Source organism: Streptomyces polygonati (assembly GCF_042650325.1).
Taxonomy (GTDB): Bacteria; Actinomycetota; Actinomycetes; order Streptomycetales; family Streptomycetaceae; genus Actinacidiphila; species Actinacidiphila polygonati.
In genome coordinates this window covers 349,989-367,618 of the sequence record NZ_JBHSBB010000014.1, presented here as the reverse complement: position 1 = coordinate 367,618, position 17,630 = coordinate 349,989, and the positions used below count along the sequence as shown (strand labels likewise).

The window sequence follows — 17,630 nt, the reverse complement described above, 5'->3', positions numbered from 1 at the left end:
GTACGGGTGGATCTCGTGATGCGGGTCGACTCGTCACGGGGAAGTGACCCGTCCCCGCGCTGACCTGCGCGGGGACGGGTGGTACGGGTGGAGGAGGGTTACCGCCCGGCCGGGGACGCCGGTTCTGGCCGGGGGCAGTAGCGGGCCCAGGCGTCGGCGAACTGGTTGCGGGCGAAGCCCCGCCGCTGGGTGTCGCCGGGGAAGCGGCGGTTGGCCGAGCTGATCCCGTAGTCCTTCAGGAGGAGTTGGAGGCCGCGCGGGGTGAGGCCGCTGCTGCCGTACTCGCGCCACGGGCCCTCCGGGTCCGCGTTCAGGGCGCTCAGCAGGGACTCCGTCGACAGCGCGTCCGGATCGCCCAGCCCCGCGAACACCGCGCGGACGTCCGCCAGGATGCGGGTCTTGAGGCCCGTGTCCTGGTCCTGGCCCTCCTCGTGCGCGGTCATCACCCGGCAGGCGTGGCGGGCCCGCTGCGGCCAGCCGCCTTCGGCGAGGTCGGCGACGGCCACCAGCGGCTCCCAGGTGTCGGCCGCCCGGTCCTCGACCGGCATCACCGGCTCCATGCCCGCCGCCGCATCGGTCAACGGCACCAGCCATCCCGCCAACCGGTCACGAAGGGCGTGCAGCAGCGGGGTGTCGTAGCGGGAGCGGAACGACCGGACGGTCTCGCCCGGTCCGCGCCTGCGCATCCGGACCACGACTGCGCGATCCATGATCATGTCCGGCAGGTCGCCGATCCCGGCCAGCGCCGCCATGGCGAACGTCGCGAACTTGGTGGGCTTGTGCTCCGGTCCGACGACCCGGGTGGTGGGCCGGTTGCGCTGGTGGCCTGAGTTGAGCAGGCCCCGCATCTCCTCGTTCTTCTCCGCGACCTTCACGCTGCCGAAGATGGTGTCGGCCTCGTCCACAAGCAAAGTGGGCGGATGGTCGGTGATCGACCGGAAGATCGCCACCGGGGTCGAGTTCACTGTGATGAACGGGTTGTGGACGGTGTCGTGGAGCACGTCCAGCAGGCGCGACTTGCCGCACCGCTTCGCAGGACCGACCACCGCCAGGCGCGGCGCGTGCTGCCATGCGGGCTGGAGGTGGGTGGCCGCGACCCACAAAGTGACCGCATCCAGGGCTTCGGTGCTGGGCATGACCACGTACCGGGAGATGACTGACCGCAGCTCGGTCAGCAGGTCAGCGCCCTCCGTGGCCGGGACAACGGCCCCCGGATCGACCGGACCGACCGGCTGACCGGGGTCAGTGACCGGCCCCCTGTCAGCAAGCGCGGTCACCCAGTCACCACTCCCGGTCACCTGACCGGCTGTCGCGGTCAGCCGGTCACCTGGTGACGGGGAGCCGACCGCCCGGGTCGGCTGTGTGCTGGGGTCGGCGGGAGGCAGGGGCGTGGTGGCGCGTTGGGCCTGTCCGGGAACCGCGACCGGCGGCCAGGTTGTTTTCGGGGATGCGCCGCTGACGGCGCGGGTCGTAGGCTGCATGGTGAATCTCCTCGACCGGCGATGCCGGGCTGGCAGGCCCGACACCGCCTGGGTTGATCGTTGAAGGCGTACAGGGGAGTTCGCTCGGCCCTCGACGTCTCAAGCGCCGGGGACCGCACTGCGCTCGGCGCCCGCTGTCAGGCCGCCAGGCCGACGGCCTGCTGATCGACCCACGCCTCGACCTCCGCCCACCGGTAGCGCAGGTGGCGGCCGAGCTTGTGGACCTTCGGCCCGACGCCCCGGTGTCGCCACTGGTAGAGCGTGGCGACTGGAACTCCGAGGTAGGCCGACAACTCCGCCGGAGTGGCCAGCGGGCGGCGGTCATTGAGGGTCTTCTGTGCGCTAGGCATGGTGCTCGCCTTTCGGGTGTGCGGATGGCCATTCGCAGCCAACATAGCCACGAGCCGGGTGAACCATCCAGCGGGATTGTGACCGAAAAAGACGGCCGGACCAAATAGGTCTCCCCACCTCGGACAAAATCCCCATAAACCGAATCGGTGCAGCGCCCCCAACCTGGCACCATATCCTCACCCTACAGACGACCACCGCACTAAAACACGGCCCCACCAGCCATGTTCGCAGTCTTGGACAGGGCAACACTCAATAACACGAATCAGCGGAAAAAAGCTCCGGACCATATCACCGCCGCCGCAGTAATGGAATCAGCACCTGCCACACACAAGCCAGAGGCATCTATCACGGAATTACGGCTTGCCCAAACCGCCAACCCCAAGGGAACCTCCCACGACGTTCGCCAGCCCCACCCCGAGGGGCAAAGGAAAAGGGAGATCCAGTGGACAAGAACCCCGCCCCTCCGAACTACCGGACCGGTGCCTGATGGCCCGCGTCTGGATCGAGGACCGCGCCGGCCACACCGCGTACCAACGCGCGGTCGCCAACGCCAGGCAAGCCGGACGCACGCCACCCGGCCGCTGGCGCGTGCGCTGGTACGGCCCCGACGGCAAACCGAAGATGAAGGTCTTCGACCTGAAGGTGAAGGCGGACGACTTCGGCTCCCAGCTCCAAGCCCGACTGGGCGACGGTTCGTACCGCGACCCCGCCGCCGGCCGGGTGCCATTCGCCGTAGTCGCCGAGTCGTGGTTCGAGAGCCAACTCCACCTCAAGCGCTCCAGCCGGGCCCGCTACCGGATCGCGCTGGACACGCACGTTATCCCCAGGTGGGGATCCACCCCTGTGGACAGGATCCAGTACGACGACATCGCCGCCTGGCTGTCCGAACTGGCGGCGGGCAAGACGACCAACGGACGCCCCCAGGCGGCTCGCTCGATCCGCAAGACCTACGTCGTCCTCAGCCGCGTCCTCGGCTTCGCCGTCAAGTCCCGCCGCCTCGCCTTCAACCCGGCCACCGGCGTGCCGCTCCCCGCCATCAACCCCGCCGACCACGTCTACCTCGACGAGGTCCAGGTCGAAGCCCTCGCCGACGCAGCCCCGGAATACCGGGCCTTCATCCTGCTGCTCGCCTACACCGGCCTCCGCTGGGGCGAAGCCTCCGCTCTGAAGGTCGGCCGCATCGACCTCACCGCCCGTCGAGCACACATCGTGGAGGCATTCGGCCTCGACTGCGGCAAGCTCTACCTAGACACACCCAAGAACCACGAGCGCCGGTCCGTACCCCTCAGCGCCTTCCTCATCGAGGAGCTGAAACCGCACGTCGAAGGCCGCGACCCCGACGAACTCCTCTTCACCGGCCCCCAAAGCGGCGCCCTGCGCGCCAGCAACTTCGTCCGCCGGGTCTTCGACCCGGCCGTCCAAGCAGCCGGCCTCGGCTACCTCCGCGTCACCCCCCACAAGCTCCGCCACACCGCCGCCTCGCTCGCCATCGCCAGCGGCGCCGACGTCAACGTCGTCCAGACCATGCTCGGCCACAAGTCCGCCACCATGACCCTCGACGTCTACGGTCACCTCTTCCCCGACCACCTGGACGAGGTGTCCAAGAAGATGCACAAACGCCGTGCGCGCGTCCTCGCAAAGGCCAAGGCGAAGGCCGAGAAGGCTGCGCAGAAAGCCCAGCGAGCGGCGGCCGAACTGGCGACGCTGGAGCAGGCTGCGGGCTGATGTGTGCCAGATGTGTGCTGGACGCCAGCGGCCCCCTCACCCGAACCGGATGAGGGGGCCGCTGACCTGCGTAAACGATTGTGGAGCCTGGGGGATTCGAACCCCCGACATCTGCCTTGCAAAGGCAGCGCTCTACCAGCTGAGCTAAGGCCCCGCTTCGGCACCAGCGTACCGGGTCGGGGGGCAGGGGCCGAGCCGGGATCGGGGTACGTAGGATGGTTTGCGATTTCGCGGCCGCAAACGGGAGGGCGCATGGAGACGTCGATGCCGGATCACGGCGCTCGGGCGCGGGAGGCGATGGAGCTTCAGCGGGGGTGGTACGGGGAGCCGTTGGGGGATCTGTTCCGGCGGGTGATCGCCGATCTGGGGCTGAATCAGGTGCGGCTGGCGGGGGTGCTGGGGCTGTCGGCGCCGATGCTGTCGCAGCTGATGAGCGGGCAGCGGGCGAAGATCGGGAATCCGGCGGTGGTGCAGCGGTTGCAGGCGTTGCAGGAACTGGCGCTCCAGGTGGCCGAGGGCGGGATCGGCGTGATGGAGGCGTCGGAGCGGATGGCGGAGATCCGGGAGTCGACGGGGACGTCGGTGCTCAGTACGACGCATTCCTCGTCGGGGGCCGGGACCCCCGCCCCGGCCCGGCAGGTGGTGCGGGGGATCCAGGCGGTGCTGCGGTCGGTGGCGTCGGCGGGGGAGATCGAGGCGGCGGCCCATTCCCTCGCGCCCGCGTACCCGCACCTGGCAGAGTTCCTCCGTGTGTACGGCGGCGGCCGCACCTCCGACGCCGTCGCGCACTACGAAGCGCATCAGGACTGAAGGACCCGACGGCTGAGGGGGCGGGCGGCAACCATGGGTGAGGTCTTCGCGGGCCGCTACGAGCTGGTGGACCCGATAGGACGCGGCGGGGTCGGCGCGGTCTGGCGCTCGTGGGACCACCGGCGGCGGCGCTATGTCGCCGCCAAGGTGCTCCAGCAGAGCGACGCCCACGCGCTGCTGCGGTTCGTCCGTGAGCAGGCGACCCGGATCGACCACCCCCATGTGCTGGCGCCGGCCAGTTGGGCGGCCGACGACGCCAAGGTGCTGTTCACCATGGACCTGGTGCGCGGCGGTTCGCTGGCGCACCTGGTCGGGGACTACGGCCCGCTGCCGCCGCACTACGTGGTCGTCCTGCTGGACCAACTGCTGGCCGGGCTGACCGCGGTGCACGCCGAGGGAGTGGTGCACCGCGACATCAAGCCCGCCAACATCCTGCTGGAGGCCACCGGCACCGGCCCCCCGCACGTCCGGCTGTCGGACTTCGGCATCGCCATGCGCAAGGGGGACGCGCGGCTGACCGAGACCGATTACGTGGTCGGTACGCCGGGCTACTTCGCGCCCGAGCAGTTACTGGGCCACGAACCCGACTTCCCGGCCGACCTGTACGCCGTCGGCCTCGTCTCGCTCTATCTGCTCGGCGGTCAGAAGCCGGACGCGGACGCCATCAAGGAGCGCTTCCTGGCGACGGGCACGCCGCCGGCCCCCGTGGGGGTGCCCGAGCCGCTCTGGCAGGTGATCGGGGCCCTGCTCCAGCCGGACCCGCACGCCCGGTTCCGTACCGCGACCGGGGCCCGGAAGGCGCTGGCCGCCGCGGTCGAGCTGATCCCCGAGCCGGCCGCCGACGAGGAGCCGGTGGAGATCTTCGACCAGATCGGGCCGCTGCCGGACGGTTTCGGCCCCGAGGGCCCGCTGGCCGCAGCCGTCCGCCAGCCGCAACCGCCGCCGCAGCCACGGCAACCACCGCGCCCCCAAGCCCATCCCCAGGCACCGGTCCAGGCACCCGCCTCCGACCCCCCGGGCGGCTTCGTCCCGCACCCGCCCCGGCCCGCGCCCCCGCGGCCCAAGGGCAGGCACGCCGCCCCGCTCCCGGCCCACGAGCCGCTCACCCACACCAGGACCCACGCCGAGCGGGCCGCCCTCGACCCGCGGCCGGCCGTAGCGGGCCCGCACCCCGCCGCGCCCGCTACGCCACCGCCACCGCCGGCCACCCCGGCCGTGGTGTCCCAGCCGCTGCCCGCCCTCCCGGAGCACCCGCCGGCCGTCCCCGCCCTGCCGCAGCCGCGGCCGCTCCCCGGCGCCGCGTCGAGCCGGGTGCCGGTCGTCGCCCACCCGAGACCGGGCCCGCCCGCCAAGGTGGCGGTCTCGGTCCTCCTGCTGGCCGCGCTGTGCTTCGCGGTGGGCATCCTCGCGCTGCTCGCCTCCTGACGGAGACTCATCGCTCCCCTTGGCGGCCCCGGGGGTTCACCGGGGGGACGGCGGCGCTATGGCGTCGGCCGCTCCGGGGCGGTCCTCCGCAGCCGCCCCGGGAGCCGCCGCCCGGCCCGCCCACCGCCGCGCGGCCGCGTACCAGGCGGCCAGCGCGAGCAGCAGCACCGTACCCGCGCCGAAGGACGTGAAGGCCACGAGCCGCAGCGGGCCCGAGGCGGTGGAACCGCCCCCGGGGGCCGTCCCGTCCGCCGGGGCCGCGTCATCGCCGCCGACGCCGATGCCGCCCGGCCGCGGGTCCGCGGCGTAGGGCGGCGGGGGCTGCACCGCGCCCTTGACGTCGATCCGCAAGGTGACCGGCTCAGCGCCGGTCACCAGCTTCGCTACGTCGGGGTGGACGGTGACCGCGAGGTAGTACCAGCCCGAGTACCGCACCCGCGCCACCCGGTCGTCACCGGCCGCGCGGTTGGCGTACGACACCGGTGCGAGCTGCTCGCCGATCGAGACCGAGGCGCCCAGGTACGACCGGCCGGAGCCGATGACGAACTCCCGTACCGGGCTGTAGACGGCCAGCCGCATCGCCGAGGCGATGAAGGTGGTCGGGTCGGTGTCCTGGGCGTTGGAGAAGTCCGCGAAGGCGGTGAGCTGCTGGCCCCAGCCGACCGGGACCTTGTAGAAACGGGTCTCGCCGGGCAGCACCTCGTCCTTCCAGATACCGGTCGTCACGGCCGCCGCGGTCTCGAAGCCGGCCCCGCCGTCCGTCTGTCGCGGGGTGCCGGCCAGGAGCGGAGTGGGCGAGGCGGAACCGAAGTCGGGCGCGGGTGTGGCCCGGGCGCCCCCCTTGAGCGGCGGCTCGGCGACGTAGCGCAGCTCCAGCGGCCAGACGGCCGGGTCGGAGGTCTCGTCGGTGGTCCGGTGCACTTGGAGGATGTAGGCGCCGGCCTGCTGGCAGGCGTAGCCCACGCCGACCAGCCGCGACACGGCGGTCCCGATCGGCCGGACGTCCCCTTCGTCCTGGAAGTGGGCGTCCTGGCTGTCGCAGCGGGAGCCGCTGGGGCTCTGCAGCTTCAGCTCCAGGCCGTCGCCGTACGCGCCTCGTGAGCCGGTCGGGGGGACGGCGAAGGCCGAGACGGCGGCGGAGGATCTGGCGTCCAGCACGAGGCCGTAGAACTTGGTCTCGCCCGGCTTGATGCTGTCCCGGTAGGTGACGGCGGCTTTCATCCGCGGCGCGTCAGCGGTGGTCTCCGCGCCGTGCAGCGGCTTGCCCAGGAGCTGCCATGTCGCCGGGACGCCGGAGGGGCTGGTCGTGGCGGCCGGCGGGCTCGACACAGGGGGCGTCCCGGAGGCGCCGCCGGACCCGGTCGGCGTGCCCGTCCCTCCCGTCCCTCCTGGCGTGCCGTCGGCGAACGCCCGGCTCTGGCCCTGCCCCTGGCCCTGGAACGCGGCGAGCGCCAGTAACGCCGCCGCCACGGTGATCATCGAGCGCTTCACAGCCCACCCCTGTCCGTACGGGTCCGTATCCGGCTCACATCGCGCACGGCAAACGCTCCCACACCAGCGACGGCCCTCACCGGAAAAGGCAAAAGCCCCGACCGCACACGGCGGCCGGGGCCTTCTTCGACGCTTCTGACACTCACGACGCTTCCGACGCAGCACGGCGTCTCAGCGGCTTCTCACACGTTGGCGCCGGAACCCGTCGGGACCGCGTCAGTGGCTTCCGTCCACAGATCCTGCTCGGCGCGGTCCGCCTGGATCTGCCGATACACGAACAGCCCGGCGACGGCGGCCAGTGCGACCAAAAGAAGCTTCTTCAAGGCGTGACCTCCTCCTTCTACGTGGGGACAGCTTCTGACCCGCCCGACTATACACAGCGGCCGAGACCGAACGGTGACCTGCTGTCCCTGACGCAAAAGACCCCCGGCCGCCGGGCCGGGGGTCTTGATGCGAGTGGGGCTACCAGGACTTGAACCTGGGGCCTCTTCCTTATCAGGGAAGCGCTCTAACCGTCTGAGCTATAGCCCCTCGCTGCACCGAAAGATTAGCGCACCGATGGCCGTGCCCCAAAATCGGTTACTCGTCCTCGGCGAGGGTCAGCTCCACGCCTCCGACGAAGCCCGCCGACAGGTTGTAGATGAAGGCGCCCAGCGTGGCCAGCGCGGTGGCCAGGACCACATCGATGACCGCGATGACGGTGGTGAAGGTCATCACCCGGGACAGGGACAGGAAGGACACCAGATCGAATCCGCCCTTGCCGCCCTGCTCCGAGGTGGTGGCCTCGCTGATCGTCGAACCGACGGTGGTGAAGACGCCGATGGTGTCCAGCACCATCCACAGCACCGCCACCGCGACGATCGTGCAGATCCCCAGTGCGATGGAGAGCAGGAAGCTCACCTTCATCACCGACCACGGGTCCGCCTTGGAGATCCGCAGCCGCGCCTTGCGGGTGCGCGGCACGGTGCGGGCCGCCGGCCGCGGCCGGCGCACCCCGGCGGACGCGGGCGCGCCGGACAGGCCCGGCACTCCGCTCACCGGCCCGACCGGCCCTTGGCCGCCGCCGGGCGCACCCGGTGGCGGTGGCGGCGTGTACGCCGACGGCGGCTGATGCGGCGGCGGCTGACGGGTGTCGGTCACGGTGTATCCCCCCTCTTGAGGGCCGCTGAGGTTGGCCGAGCCAGGGGCACCTCCGGTCGACCCGGCCCCACCCGCGGCGCCCGTGGCTCCACTCACGGCTTACTCCTCCGGTTCACCGGCCGCGGGCGATTCGCCCTCGGCCGCAGTGTCGAGCTCTCCCTCGCCGACCACCAGGGCCACCGCGGGATCGTCCTCAGCCTCGGCGTTGCGCGCGATGCCGACGACGGCGTCCCGCTTACCGAGGTGAATCAGTTGGACGCCCATGGTGTCACGGCCCGTCTCCCTGACTTCATTCACCCGTGTACGGATCACGCCACCGCTCAGCGTGATGGCGAGGATCTCGTCGCTCTCCTCGACCACCAGCGCCCCGACCAGTGAGCCGCGGTCCTCCACGATCTTCGCCGCCTTGATGCCGAGTCCGCCGCGGCCCTGAACACGATATTCGTCGACCCGGGTCCGCTTGGCATAGCCGCCATCGGTGGCTGTGAAGACGAACGTACCGGGCCGCACCACATTCATGGAGAGGAGTTCGTCACCCTCGCGGAAACTCATACCCTTGACACCCGAAGTCGCCCGGCCCATCGGCCGCAGCGCCTCGTCCGTCGCGGTGAAGCGGATGCACTGCGCCTTGCGGCTGACCAGCAGCAGATCGTCCTCGGCCGACACCAGTTCGGCGCCGATCAGTTCGTCCGATCCGACCGGGCTGGTCTCGGTGCCCTCGGATTCCCGCAGGTTGATCGCGATCACGCCGCCGGCCCGCGGGGAGTCGTAGTCCTTGAGCGCGGTCTTCTTCACCAGGCCGGACTTGGTGGCGAGCACCAGATACGGCGCGGCCTCGTAGTCCTTGATGGCCAGGATCTGGGCGATCTTCTCGTCCGGCAGGAAGGCCAGCAGGTTGGCGACGTGCTGACCGCGGGCGTCACGCCCCGCGTCGGGGAGTTCGTAGGCCTTGGCGCGGTAGACGCGGCCCTTGTTGGTGAAGAACAGCAGCCACTGGTGGGTGGTGGTCACGAAGAAGTGGTCGACGATGTCGTCCTGCTTCAGCTTGGTGCCCCGTACGCCCTTGCCGCCGCGCTTCTGCGACCGGTAGTCCTCGGTCTTGGTGCGCTTGACGTAACCGCCGCGGCTGATGGTCACGACGATGTCCTCTTCGGCGATCAGATCCTCGATGGACATGTCACCGTCGAAGGGCACCAGCTTGCTGCGCCGCTCGTCGCCGAACTTGTCGACGATCGACTGGAGCTCCTCGCTGATGATCTGCCGCTGCCGCTCCGGGGAGGCCAGGATCGCGTTGTACTCGTTGATCTTCGCCTGGAGCTCGTCGTGCTCGGCGATGATCTTCTGCCGCTCCAGGGCGGCCAGCCGGCGCAGCTGCATCTCCAGGATGGCGTTGGCCTGGATCTCGTCGATCTCCAGCAGGCCCATCAGGCCGGTGCGGGCGGTGTCGACGGTGTCGCTGCGCCGGATCAGCGCGATGACCTCGTCGATCGCGTCGAGCGCCTTGAGCAGGCCGCGCAGGATGTGGGCGCGCTCCTCGGCCTTGCGCAGCCGGAAGCGGGTGCGCCGGACGATGACCTCGATCTGGTGGGTCACCCAGTTGCGGATGAACGCGTCCAGCGACAGGGTGCGCGGCACACCGTCGACCAGGGCCAGCATGTTGGCGCCGAAGTTGGTCTGCAGGTCGGTGTGCTTGAAGAGGTTGTTCAGCACCACCTTGGCGACCGCGTCGCGCTTGAGCACGATCACCAGGCGCTGGCCGGTGCGCGACGAGGTCTCGTCGCGGACGTCCGCGATGCCGCCGATCCGGCCGTCCTTCACCAGGTCGGCGATCTTCTGCGCCAGATTGTCCGGGTTGGTCTGGTACGGCAGCTCGGTGACGACCAGGCACTGCCGGTTCTGGATCTCCTCGACCTCGACCACCGCGCGCATCGTGATGGAGCCGCGACCGGTACGGTACGCCTCCTCGATGCCCTTGCGGCCCACCACCAGGGCGCCGGTCGGGAAGTCCGGGCCCTTGATCCGCTCGATCAGCGCGTCCAGCAGCACCTCGGGTTCGGCGTCCGGGTTGGCGAGGAACCACTGGGCGCCGTCCGCGACCTCGCGCAGGTTGTGCGGCGGGATGTTGGTGGCCATGCCGACCGCGATGCCGGCCGAACCGTTGATCAGCAGGTTCGGGAAGCGGGCCGGCAGGACCGTCGGCTCCTGGTTGCGGCCGTCGTAGTTGTCCGTGAAGTCGACGGTGTCCTCGTCGATGTCCCGGACCATCTCCATGGCCAGCGGCGCCATCTTGCACTCGGTGTACCGCATGGCGGCGGCCGGGTCGTTGCCCGGTGAACCGAAGTTGCCGTTGGAGTCCACCAGCGGCATCCGCATCGACCAGGGCTGCGCGAGGCGGACCAGCGCGTCGTAGATCGAGGAGTCACCGTGCGGGTGGTAGGTGCCCATCACGTCGCCGACGACGCGGGCGCACTTGTAGAAGCCCTTCTCGGGGCGGTAGCCGCCGTCGTACATCGCGTACAGCACGCGGCGGTGCACCGGCTTGAGGCCGTCCCGTACGTCCGGCAGGGCGCGCGAGACGATGACGGACATCGCGTAGTCGAGATAGCTGCGCTGCATCTCGGTCTCGAGCCCGACGGGCTCGATGCGCAGCCCTCCGGTCGCGTTGCGCTCGTCCATCTCGGACGCCGGGAGGTCGGGCACCGGGGGAATGTTGGAAGTCTCGTCGGCCATCGCTGTCAGATTGTCCTTTCACACGGCTCACGTAGCTCACCCGGCCCATCCGGCTCAACGGCCGGAGACAGCCCGGGCGGCCACCGTCGGGGCCGGTTCAGATGTCGAGGAAGCGGACGTCCTTGGCATTGCGCTGGATGAAGGTGCGCCGCGCCTCCACGTCCTCGCCCATCAGCACCGAGAACAGGTCGTCGGCCTGCGCCGCGTCGTCCAGGGTGACCTTGCCGAGCACGCGGTGATCGATGTCCATGGTGGTGAGCCGCAACTCCTCGGCGTTCATCTCGCCGAGGCCCTTGAAGCGCTGGATGGAGTCCTCGCGGATCCGCTTGCCGCCCTGCTTGCCCAGGGCGACCAGGGCGTCGCGCTCGCGGTCGGAGTAGGCGTACTCCCAGTCCTCGCGGCCCCACTTGATCTTGTAGAGGGGCGGGCGGGACAGATAGACGTGCCCGGCCTCGACCAGCGGCCTCATGAAGCGGAAGAGGAAGGTCAGCAGCAGGGTGTTGATGTGCTGGCCGTCGACGTCGGCGTCCGCCATCAAGATGATCTTGTGATAGCGGAGCTTGGCGATGTCGAAGTCCTCGTGCACACCGGTGCCGAAGGCGGAGATCAGCGCCTGGATCTCGGTGTTCTGCAGGATCTTGTCGATCCGCGCCTTCTCCACGTTGAGGATCTTGCCGCGGATCGGGAGGATCGCCTGATACTGCGGATTACGGCCGGACTTGGCCGAGCCGCCGGCCGAGTCGCCCTCGACGATGAAGATCTCGCACTTCGTCGGGTCGTTGGACTGGCAGTCGCTCAGCTTGCCGGGCAGCGAGGCGGACTCCAGCAGCCCCTTGCGACGGGTCAGATCCCGGGCCTTGCGGGCCGCGACCCGGGCGGTGGCCGCCTGGATCGACTTGCGGATGATGTCCGACGCCTCGTTGGGATTGCGGTCCAGCCAGTCGGTGAGGTGCTCGTGCACGACCTTCTGCACGAAGGTCTTCGCCTCGGTGTTGCCGAGCTTGGTCTTGGTCTGCCCCTCGAACTGCGGTTCCCCGAGCTTGATCGAGATGATGGCGGTCAGACCCTCGCGGATGTCCTCGCCCGCCAGGTTGTCGTCCTTCTCGCGCAGGAACTTCTTCTCGCGGGCGTACCGGTTGACCAGACTGGTCATCGCCGCGCGGAAGCCCTCTTCGTGCGTGCCGCCCTCATGGGTGTGGATCGTGTTGGCGAAGCTGTAGACACCCTCGCTGTACTGGGTGTTCCACTGCATCGCGACCTCGACCGAGAGCAGCCGCTCCTTGTCCTCCGCCTCGATGTCGATGACGGTCGGGTGGATCAGCTCGCCCTTGCGCGCGTTCAGATACTTCACGTAGTCGACGAGGCCGCCCTCGTAGTGGTACGTGACGGTGAGCGGCTTGCCCTCCTCGTCGACGTGGTCGGCGCGCTCGTCGGTCAGGGTGATGCGCAGTCCCTTGTTCAGGAACGCCATCTCCTGGAAGCGCCGCGACAGCGTCTCGAAGGAGTAGTCCGTGGTCTCGAAGATGTCCGGGTCGGCCCAGAACGTGACGGTGGTGCCCGTCTCGTCGACCGCCTCGTTCTTCGCCAGCGGCGCGGTCGGAACGCCCAGCTTGTAGTCCTGCGTCCAGCGGTAGCCCTCGGTGCGGACCTCGACGGCCACCCGCGTGGACAGCGCGTTCACCACGGAGACACCGACGCCGTGCAGACCACCGGAGACGGCGTAGCCGCCGCCGCCGAACTTGCCGCCGGCGTGCAGCACGGTCAGCACCACCTCGACGGCGGGCTTGCCCTCGGAGGGGACGATGCCCACCGGGATGCCGCGGCCGTTGTCGATCACACGGACCCCGCCGTCGGGCAGGATCGTCACGTCGATCAGGTCCGCGTGACCCGCCATCGCCTCGTCGACGGAGTTGTCGACCACCTCTTGCACAAGGTGGTGCAGGCCCCGCTCACCGGTCGAACCGATGTACATGCCGGGGCGCTTGCGCACCGCGTCGAGGCCCTCCAGCACGGTGATCTGGCTGGCGTTGTAGGACGTGTTGGACTTCTCGTTGGGGTTGCCGGAATCGGCCACGAAGCGCCCTTTCTGGCACAGCACGAGCCGTCTCCCGCGACGGGGGGCGGCTGCGTCGTTCGACATGTTCCGCTGGGGTACCCCTGCCGGTCTGCCAGGGGAGGGCGGTCTGCTTAGCAGTCTACCGGTAGCGGCGACATGAATGGGGCTATGGCGGTACCTGAGTTCCCATGTACCGACCCAACCCTCCGTCGCCCGACTCCCTACACGCGGCCCCAGGGCCGAAACGGCTCACGCGGGCCTCCAGGGCTTCCGGCTGTCAACCCACGGCTACGCTGAGCAGGGGCACTCCTGTCCCGTCCGTCACCGCAGCCGCTCACCCGTACGTGTCACCGGGTCCGCGGCTGCCCGGAGCCCGCAGCCGGCCGTAGGAACGGGCGGGCGCGGCCGGGCCCAGCACCTTGATCAGCTTGACCGTGCCATGGCCGAGATCCGCGTTCAGCCTGGCCACCAGGGTGGGCGCCAGCAGCCGCAGCTGGGTGGCCCAGGCGGTCGAGTCGCACGTCACAGTGAGCACGGACTCGTCCTCGTCGTAGCGCTCGGGCGCGCAGTGCAGGGCCACATCGGGGCCGACGATCTGCGACCAGCGGCCCATCACCCCGCCCACCGCGGCCGGTGCCTCCCAGCCCCGCTCGGTGATCAGCCGGCTGATCGCGGCGCCCAGCGGCAGCGGGTCCCGGCCGTCGGCGCGGGCGCCGCTGCGCAGCCCGCCGCGCCTGGCCTGTTTCTTCTGCACGGCCGCGGCGCCCCTGGCCCGGGCCTGCTCCTTGGCGGCGCGCAGCGCGACCCGTGCCAGGTCCACCCCGGCGGGCTCGGCGCCGCGGTCGGCGGGTGCCGCCGGACCGGCCGGCGGCGGGCTCGCCGCGGTGTCCGGCGCGGGGCTCCCGACCGGGAGCGCGCTCGCGGCCGGGCTCCCGGCCGGTGTGCGGGCGCCCGGGACGCCCCGCGATTCCTGCTCGCTCACAGCCGCTCCACCGTCCCGTTCTCCACCGAGAACCGCGTCCCCACCAGCACGCCCGGCACATCGTCGTCCACCGCCGCGGTGACCAGCACCTGCTCGCCGGGCGCCACCAGCTCGGCCAGCCGCTCCCGGCGCCGCTCGTCCAGCTCGGCGAACACGTCGTCCAGCACCAGCACCGGCTCGCCGCCGTCCGCGCACAGCAGTTCGTACGACGCCAGGCGCAGCGCCAGCGCGTACGACCAGGACTCGCCGTGGCTGGCGTAGCCCTTCGCGGGCATCGGGCCCAGCCTGAGCACCAGATCGTCACGGTGCGGACCCACCAGCGTCACACCGCGCTCGATCTCCTGGCGCCGGCTCTCGGCCAGCGCCTCCAGCAGCCGGCCGTACAGATCCTCCCGGCCGGTCACCCCGGCCAGCCGCTCGTCGCCGATCGAGCCGCGGTACTCCAGGACGACCGGGCCGCCGCCGGGGGCCAGCTGCTCGTAGGCCTTGTCGGTCAGCGGCTGCAGGGCGGCCACCAGGTCGAGCCGCTGGGCCAGCAGCTCCGCGCCGACCCGGGCCAGATGCTGGTCCCAGATGTCGAGGGTGGACAGGTCGGCGCCCTTGCCGCCGTGCCTGCGGGCCAGCGCGGCGGTCTTCAGCAGGGTGTTGCGCTGCTTGAGCACCCGTTCGTAGTCGCCGCGCACCCCGGCCAGCCGGGGCGCGCGGGCGGTGATCAGCTCATCCAGGAAGCGGCGGCGCTCACCCGGGTCGCCCTTGACCAGGGCCAGGTCCTCGGGGGCGAACAGCACGCTGCGGACGATGCCCAGTACGTCGCGCGGCCGGACCTGGGTGGAGCGGTTGATCCTGGCCCGGTTGGCCCGGCCCGGGTTGATCTCCAGTTCGACCAGCTGCTGCCGGTCGCCCTGCACCACCTGGGCGCGTACCACCGCGCGCTCCGCGCCGACCCGGACCAGCGGGGCGTCGGAGGCGACCCGGTGGCTGGCGAGGGCGGCCAGATAGCCGATGGCCTCGACCAGATTGGTCTTGCCCTGGCCGTTGGGGCCCACGAAAGCGGTGACGCCCGGGTCGAGAGGGACCTCGGCCCGGGCGTAGGAGCGGAAGTCGGCGAGCGACAAGTGCGCTACATGCATCGCGTGCTGTGGCGCTGGGCGCGCCGACCTCCCTGCTCTGACGTGCGGTACGGCGGTCCGGACCGGCCGCGGTCACCTGGACCGGCCGGCCCGGTCGCGGCCGGTGTCCGGCCGCGGTGGCCTTATTCGGCCGCGGTGACCGCGTGGCCGCCGAACTCGTTACGGAGCGCGGCGATCATCTTCATCTGCGGTGAGTCCTTCTGGCGGGACGAGAAGCGGGCGAAGAGCGAGGCGGTGATGGCCGGCAGCGGCACCGCGTTGTCGATGGCCGCCTCGACCGTCCAGCGGCCCTCGCCGGAGTCGTCGGCGTAGCCGCGCAGGGCGCCCAGGTGCTCGTCCTTGTCGAGGGCGTCCACCGCCAGGTCCAGCAGCCAGGAGCGGATGACCGTGCCCGACTGCCAGGAGCGGAAGACCTCGCGGACGTCGGTGACCGACTTCACGGCCTCCAGCAGCTCCCAGCCTTCGGCGTAGGCCTGCATCATCGCGTATTCGATGCCGTTGTGGACCATCTTGGCGAAGTGGCCGGCGCCGACGACGCCGGCGTGCACGGCGCCGGAGTCGCCCTCCGGCTTGAGGGCGTCGAAGATGGGCTGCGCCTTGGCGACATCCTCGTCGCTGCCGCCGTACATCAGGGCGTAGCCGTTGGCCAGGCCCCAGACGCCGCCGGAGACGCCGCAGTCGACGAAGCCGATGCCCTTGTCGCCCAGCTGCTTGGCGTGCTTCTCGTCGTCCGTCCAGCGGGAGTTGCCGCCGTCCACCACGAGGTCGCCGGGGGAGAGCAGCTCACCCAGCTCGTCCAGGGTCGACTGGGTGGGAGCGCCCGCCGGGACCATGACCCACACCACACGGGGGCCCTGCAGCGAATCCACCAGCTCCTTGAGGCTGTGGACATCGGCGAGATCGGGGTTCCTGTCGAACCCGATGACGGTGTGGCCGGCGCGGCGGATGCGCTCGCGCATGTTGCCGCCCATCTTGCCGAGACCGATGAGACCGAGCTCCATCACTGATCCTTCGTTTCGAGGCGTACGACGCGCGCCTGAGCGGTGCCTGACGTGAGGCTGAGCCTACGTCGGCTCCTGTCCGGCGGCTCAGCCGGACAGCCGGACCGGCATGATCAGGTACTTGTACGCGTCGTCCGCCTCGGCGTCGGCCGCGGGACGGCCGCTGAGCAGCGCGGGCTTGGTGGAGGTGGTGAAGGAGAGCTGGGCCACCGGGGAGTCGATCGCGCTGAGGCCGTCCAGCAGGAAGGTCGGGTTGAAGGCGATCGAGATGTCGTCGCCCTCCAGCTTGGCGTCGACCCTTTCCACAGCCTGTGCGTCGTCGCTGGAGCCGGCCTCCAGGGTCAGCACGCCCTGCTCGAAGCTCAGCCGCACCGGGGTGTTGCGCTCGGCGACCAGCGAGACGCGCTTGACGGCCTCGACGAACGGCGGGGTGTCGATCACCGCGACCGAGGCGAACTCGGTCGGGAACAGGGTGCGGTACTTCGGCAGGTCGCCTTCCAGCAATCGGGTGGTGGTCCGGCGGCCGGCGCCCTCGAAGCCGATCAGGCCCTCACCTGCTCCGGAGCCGGCCAGCGCGATGGAGACGGTGTCACCGCTGGTGAGCGACTTGGCGGTGTCCAGCAGCGTCTTGGCGGGCACCAGGGCGACCGCGGAGATGTCGGCCTGCTCGGGCTTCCACAGGAACTCGCGGACCGCGAAGCGGTAGCGGTCGGTGGCGGCCAGGGTCACCGTGTCGCCCTCGATCTCGATCCGCACACCGGTGAGCACCGGCAGGGTGTCGTCCCGGCCGGCCGCGATCGCCACCTGGGCCGCGGCCGCGGCGAACACCTCACCGGGGACGGTGCCGGAGGCGACCGGCATCGCGGGCAGCGCCGGATACTCCTCCACCGGCAGGGTGTGGAGGGTGAAGCGCGAGCTGCCGCAGACGACGGTGACCCGTACACCGTCGGTGGAGATCTCCACCGGGCGGTTGGGCAGGGCGCGGGAGATGTCGGCGAGCAGCCGGCCGGAGACCAGGACGGTGCCCTCCTCGTCGATCTCGGCATCGACCGAGACGCGGGCGGAGACCTCGTAGTCGAAGCCGGACAGGCTCAGCCTGCCCTCCTCGGCCTTGAGCAGCAGCCCGGCGAGGACGGGCACCGGGGGACGGGCCGGGAGGCTGCGGGCGGCCCAAGCCACTGCCTCGGCAAGTACGTCGCGCTCCACCCGGATCTTCACCGGAACCGCCTCCTGCTTGTTGCTGACTGTCGGGGAACAGTCTGACGCACAGGACTGACAGTCGGTGCGGGTTGGCGTCAAGCCGCGACA

General features: G+C 70.6%; 14 protein-coding genes and 2 tRNA genes. 3 read left to right on the top strand and 13 right to left on the bottom strand.

Annotated features, from left to right (window positions below; translation table 11 throughout):
* Positions 1–98: 98 nt before the first annotated feature.
* Together ACFO3J_RS22245 and ACFO3J_RS22240 are read right to left on the bottom strand one after the other, a co-directional pair.
* Positions 99–1,481, bottom strand: coding sequence for a DUF3631 domain-containing protein (locus tag ACFO3J_RS22245; RefSeq protein ID WP_386431860.1), 1,383 nt, complete (start codon positions 1,479–1,481; stop codon positions 99–101).
* 137 nt (positions 1,482–1,618) lie between these two features.
* On the bottom strand, positions 1,619–1,831 hold the full coding sequence (locus ACFO3J_RS22240; RefSeq protein ID WP_386431858.1) for a helix-turn-helix transcriptional regulator: 213 nt from the start codon (positions 1,829–1,831) through the stop codon (positions 1,619–1,621).
* Between the two features lie 487 nt (positions 1,832–2,318).
* Here ACFO3J_RS22240 and ACFO3J_RS22235 point away from each other — a divergent pair, with 487 nt between their 5' ends.
* Positions 2,319–3,557 carry a tyrosine-type recombinase/integrase gene (locus ACFO3J_RS22235; RefSeq protein ID WP_386431855.1) on the top strand — a complete coding sequence of 413 codons (1,239 nt, stop codon included), beginning with the start codon at positions 2,319–2,321 and terminating at the stop codon, positions 3,555–3,557.
* An 81-nt stretch (positions 3,558–3,638) separates the two neighbouring features.
* On the opposite strand, the gene ACFO3J_RS22230 is transcribed toward ACFO3J_RS22235, so the two are convergent.
* A tRNA-Ala gene (locus tag ACFO3J_RS22230) sits at positions 3,639–3,711 on the bottom strand.
* Positions 3,712–3,821: 110 nt separating this feature from the next.
* Here ACFO3J_RS22230 and ACFO3J_RS22225 point away from each other — a divergent pair.
* Positions 3,822–4,367 carry a helix-turn-helix domain-containing protein gene (locus tag ACFO3J_RS22225; protein ID WP_386431852.1) on the top strand — a complete coding sequence of 182 codons (546 nt, stop codon included), beginning with the start codon at positions 3,822–3,824 and terminating at the stop codon, positions 4,365–4,367.
* Positions 4,368–4,400: 33 nt separating this feature from the next.
* Positions 4,401–5,792 carry a serine/threonine-protein kinase gene (locus ACFO3J_RS22220; RefSeq protein ID WP_386431849.1) on the top strand — a complete coding sequence of 464 codons (1,392 nt, stop codon included), beginning with the start codon at positions 4,401–4,403 and terminating at the stop codon, positions 5,790–5,792.
* Between the two features lie 36 nt (positions 5,793–5,828).
* On the opposite strand, the gene ACFO3J_RS22215 is transcribed toward ACFO3J_RS22220, so the two are convergent.
* The 10 genes from ACFO3J_RS22215 to dnaN form a co-directional block, all read right to left on the bottom strand.
* Positions 5,829–7,283 carry a hypothetical protein gene (locus ACFO3J_RS22215; protein ID WP_386431847.1) on the bottom strand — a complete coding sequence of 485 codons (1,455 nt, stop codon included), beginning with the start codon at positions 7,281–7,283 and terminating at the stop codon, positions 5,829–5,831.
* Between the two features lie 182 nt (positions 7,284–7,465).
* Positions 7,466–7,606 carry a DLW-39 family protein gene (locus ACFO3J_RS22210; RefSeq protein ID WP_386431844.1) on the bottom strand — a complete coding sequence of 47 codons (141 nt, stop codon included), beginning with the start codon at positions 7,604–7,606 and terminating at the stop codon, positions 7,466–7,468.
* 134 nt (positions 7,607–7,740) lie between these two features.
* A tRNA-Ile gene (locus ACFO3J_RS22205) sits at positions 7,741–7,814 on the bottom strand.
* Positions 7,815–7,862: 48 nt separating this feature from the next.
* A complete protein-coding gene (locus ACFO3J_RS22200) occupies positions 7,863–8,519 on the bottom strand; it encodes a DUF3566 domain-containing protein (protein WP_386431841.1) in 657 nt (218 codons plus the stop codon).
* A gap of 3 nt (positions 8,520–8,522) precedes the next feature.
* Positions 8,523–11,153 (bottom strand): DNA gyrase subunit A, encoded by a 2,631-nt coding sequence (gyrA, locus tag ACFO3J_RS22195; protein WP_386431839.1) that lies wholly within the window; start codon positions 11,151–11,153, stop codon positions 8,523–8,525.
* Between the two features lie 97 nt (positions 11,154–11,250).
* Positions 11,251–13,251, bottom strand: a complete 2,001-nt coding sequence (gyrB, locus tag ACFO3J_RS22190; RefSeq protein WP_386431836.1) for a DNA topoisomerase (ATP-hydrolyzing) subunit B — start codon at positions 13,249–13,251, stop codon at positions 11,251–11,253.
* Positions 13,252–13,543: 292 nt separating this feature from the next.
* Positions 13,544–14,029: a DUF721 domain-containing protein gene (locus ACFO3J_RS22185; RefSeq protein WP_386433032.1), complete on the bottom strand. Its 486-nt coding sequence runs from the start codon at positions 14,027–14,029 to the stop codon at positions 13,544–13,546.
* A gap of 158 nt (positions 14,030–14,187) precedes the next feature.
* A complete protein-coding gene (gene recF / locus ACFO3J_RS22180) occupies positions 14,188–15,321 on the bottom strand; it encodes a DNA replication/repair protein RecF (protein WP_386431833.1) in 1,134 nt (377 codons plus the stop codon).
* A 122-nt stretch (positions 15,322–15,443) separates the two neighbouring features.
* The gene (gene gnd / locus ACFO3J_RS22175; protein ID WP_386431830.1) at positions 15,444–16,322 is read right to left on the bottom strand and encodes a phosphogluconate dehydrogenase (NAD(+)-dependent, decarboxylating); all 879 of its coding nucleotides are present in this window, start codon (positions 16,320–16,322) and stop codon (positions 15,444–15,446) included.
* Positions 16,323–16,409: 87 nt separating this feature from the next.
* Positions 16,410–17,540 carry a DNA polymerase III subunit beta gene (gene dnaN / locus ACFO3J_RS22170; RefSeq protein ID WP_386431827.1) on the bottom strand — a complete coding sequence of 377 codons (1,131 nt, stop codon included), beginning with the start codon at positions 17,538–17,540 and terminating at the stop codon, positions 16,410–16,412.
* Positions 17,541–17,630: the final 90 nt, after the last annotated feature.

Excerpts from the sequence above, each read along its gene's own strand:
- ACFO3J_RS22245 (WP_386431860.1), bottom strand. The coding sequence starts at position 1,481 with ATGCAGCCTACGACCCGCGCCGTCAGCGGCGCATCCCCGAAAACAACC.
- ACFO3J_RS22240 (WP_386431858.1), bottom strand. The coding sequence starts at position 1,831 with ATGCCTAGCGCACAGAAGACCCTCAATGACCGCCGCCCGCTGGCCACT.
- ACFO3J_RS22235 (WP_386431855.1), top strand. The coding sequence starts at position 2,319 with ATGGCCCGCGTCTGGATCGAGGACCGCGCCGGCCACACCGCGTACCAA.
- ACFO3J_RS22225 (WP_386431852.1), top strand. The coding sequence starts at position 3,822 with ATGCCGGATCACGGCGCTCGGGCGCGGGAGGCGATGGAGCTTCAGCGG.
- ACFO3J_RS22220 (WP_386431849.1), top strand. The coding sequence starts at position 4,401 with ATGGGTGAGGTCTTCGCGGGCCGCTACGAGCTGGTGGACCCGATAGGA.
- gyrA (WP_386431839.1), bottom strand. The coding sequence starts at position 11,153 with ATGGCCGACGAGACTTCCAACATTCCCCCGGTGCCCGACCTCCCGGCG.
- recF (WP_386431833.1), bottom strand. The coding sequence starts at position 15,321 with ATGCATGTAGCGCACTTGTCGCTCGCCGACTTCCGCTCCTACGCCCGG.
- gnd (WP_386431830.1), bottom strand. The coding sequence starts at position 16,322 with ATGGAGCTCGGTCTCATCGGTCTCGGCAAGATGGGCGGCAACATGCGC.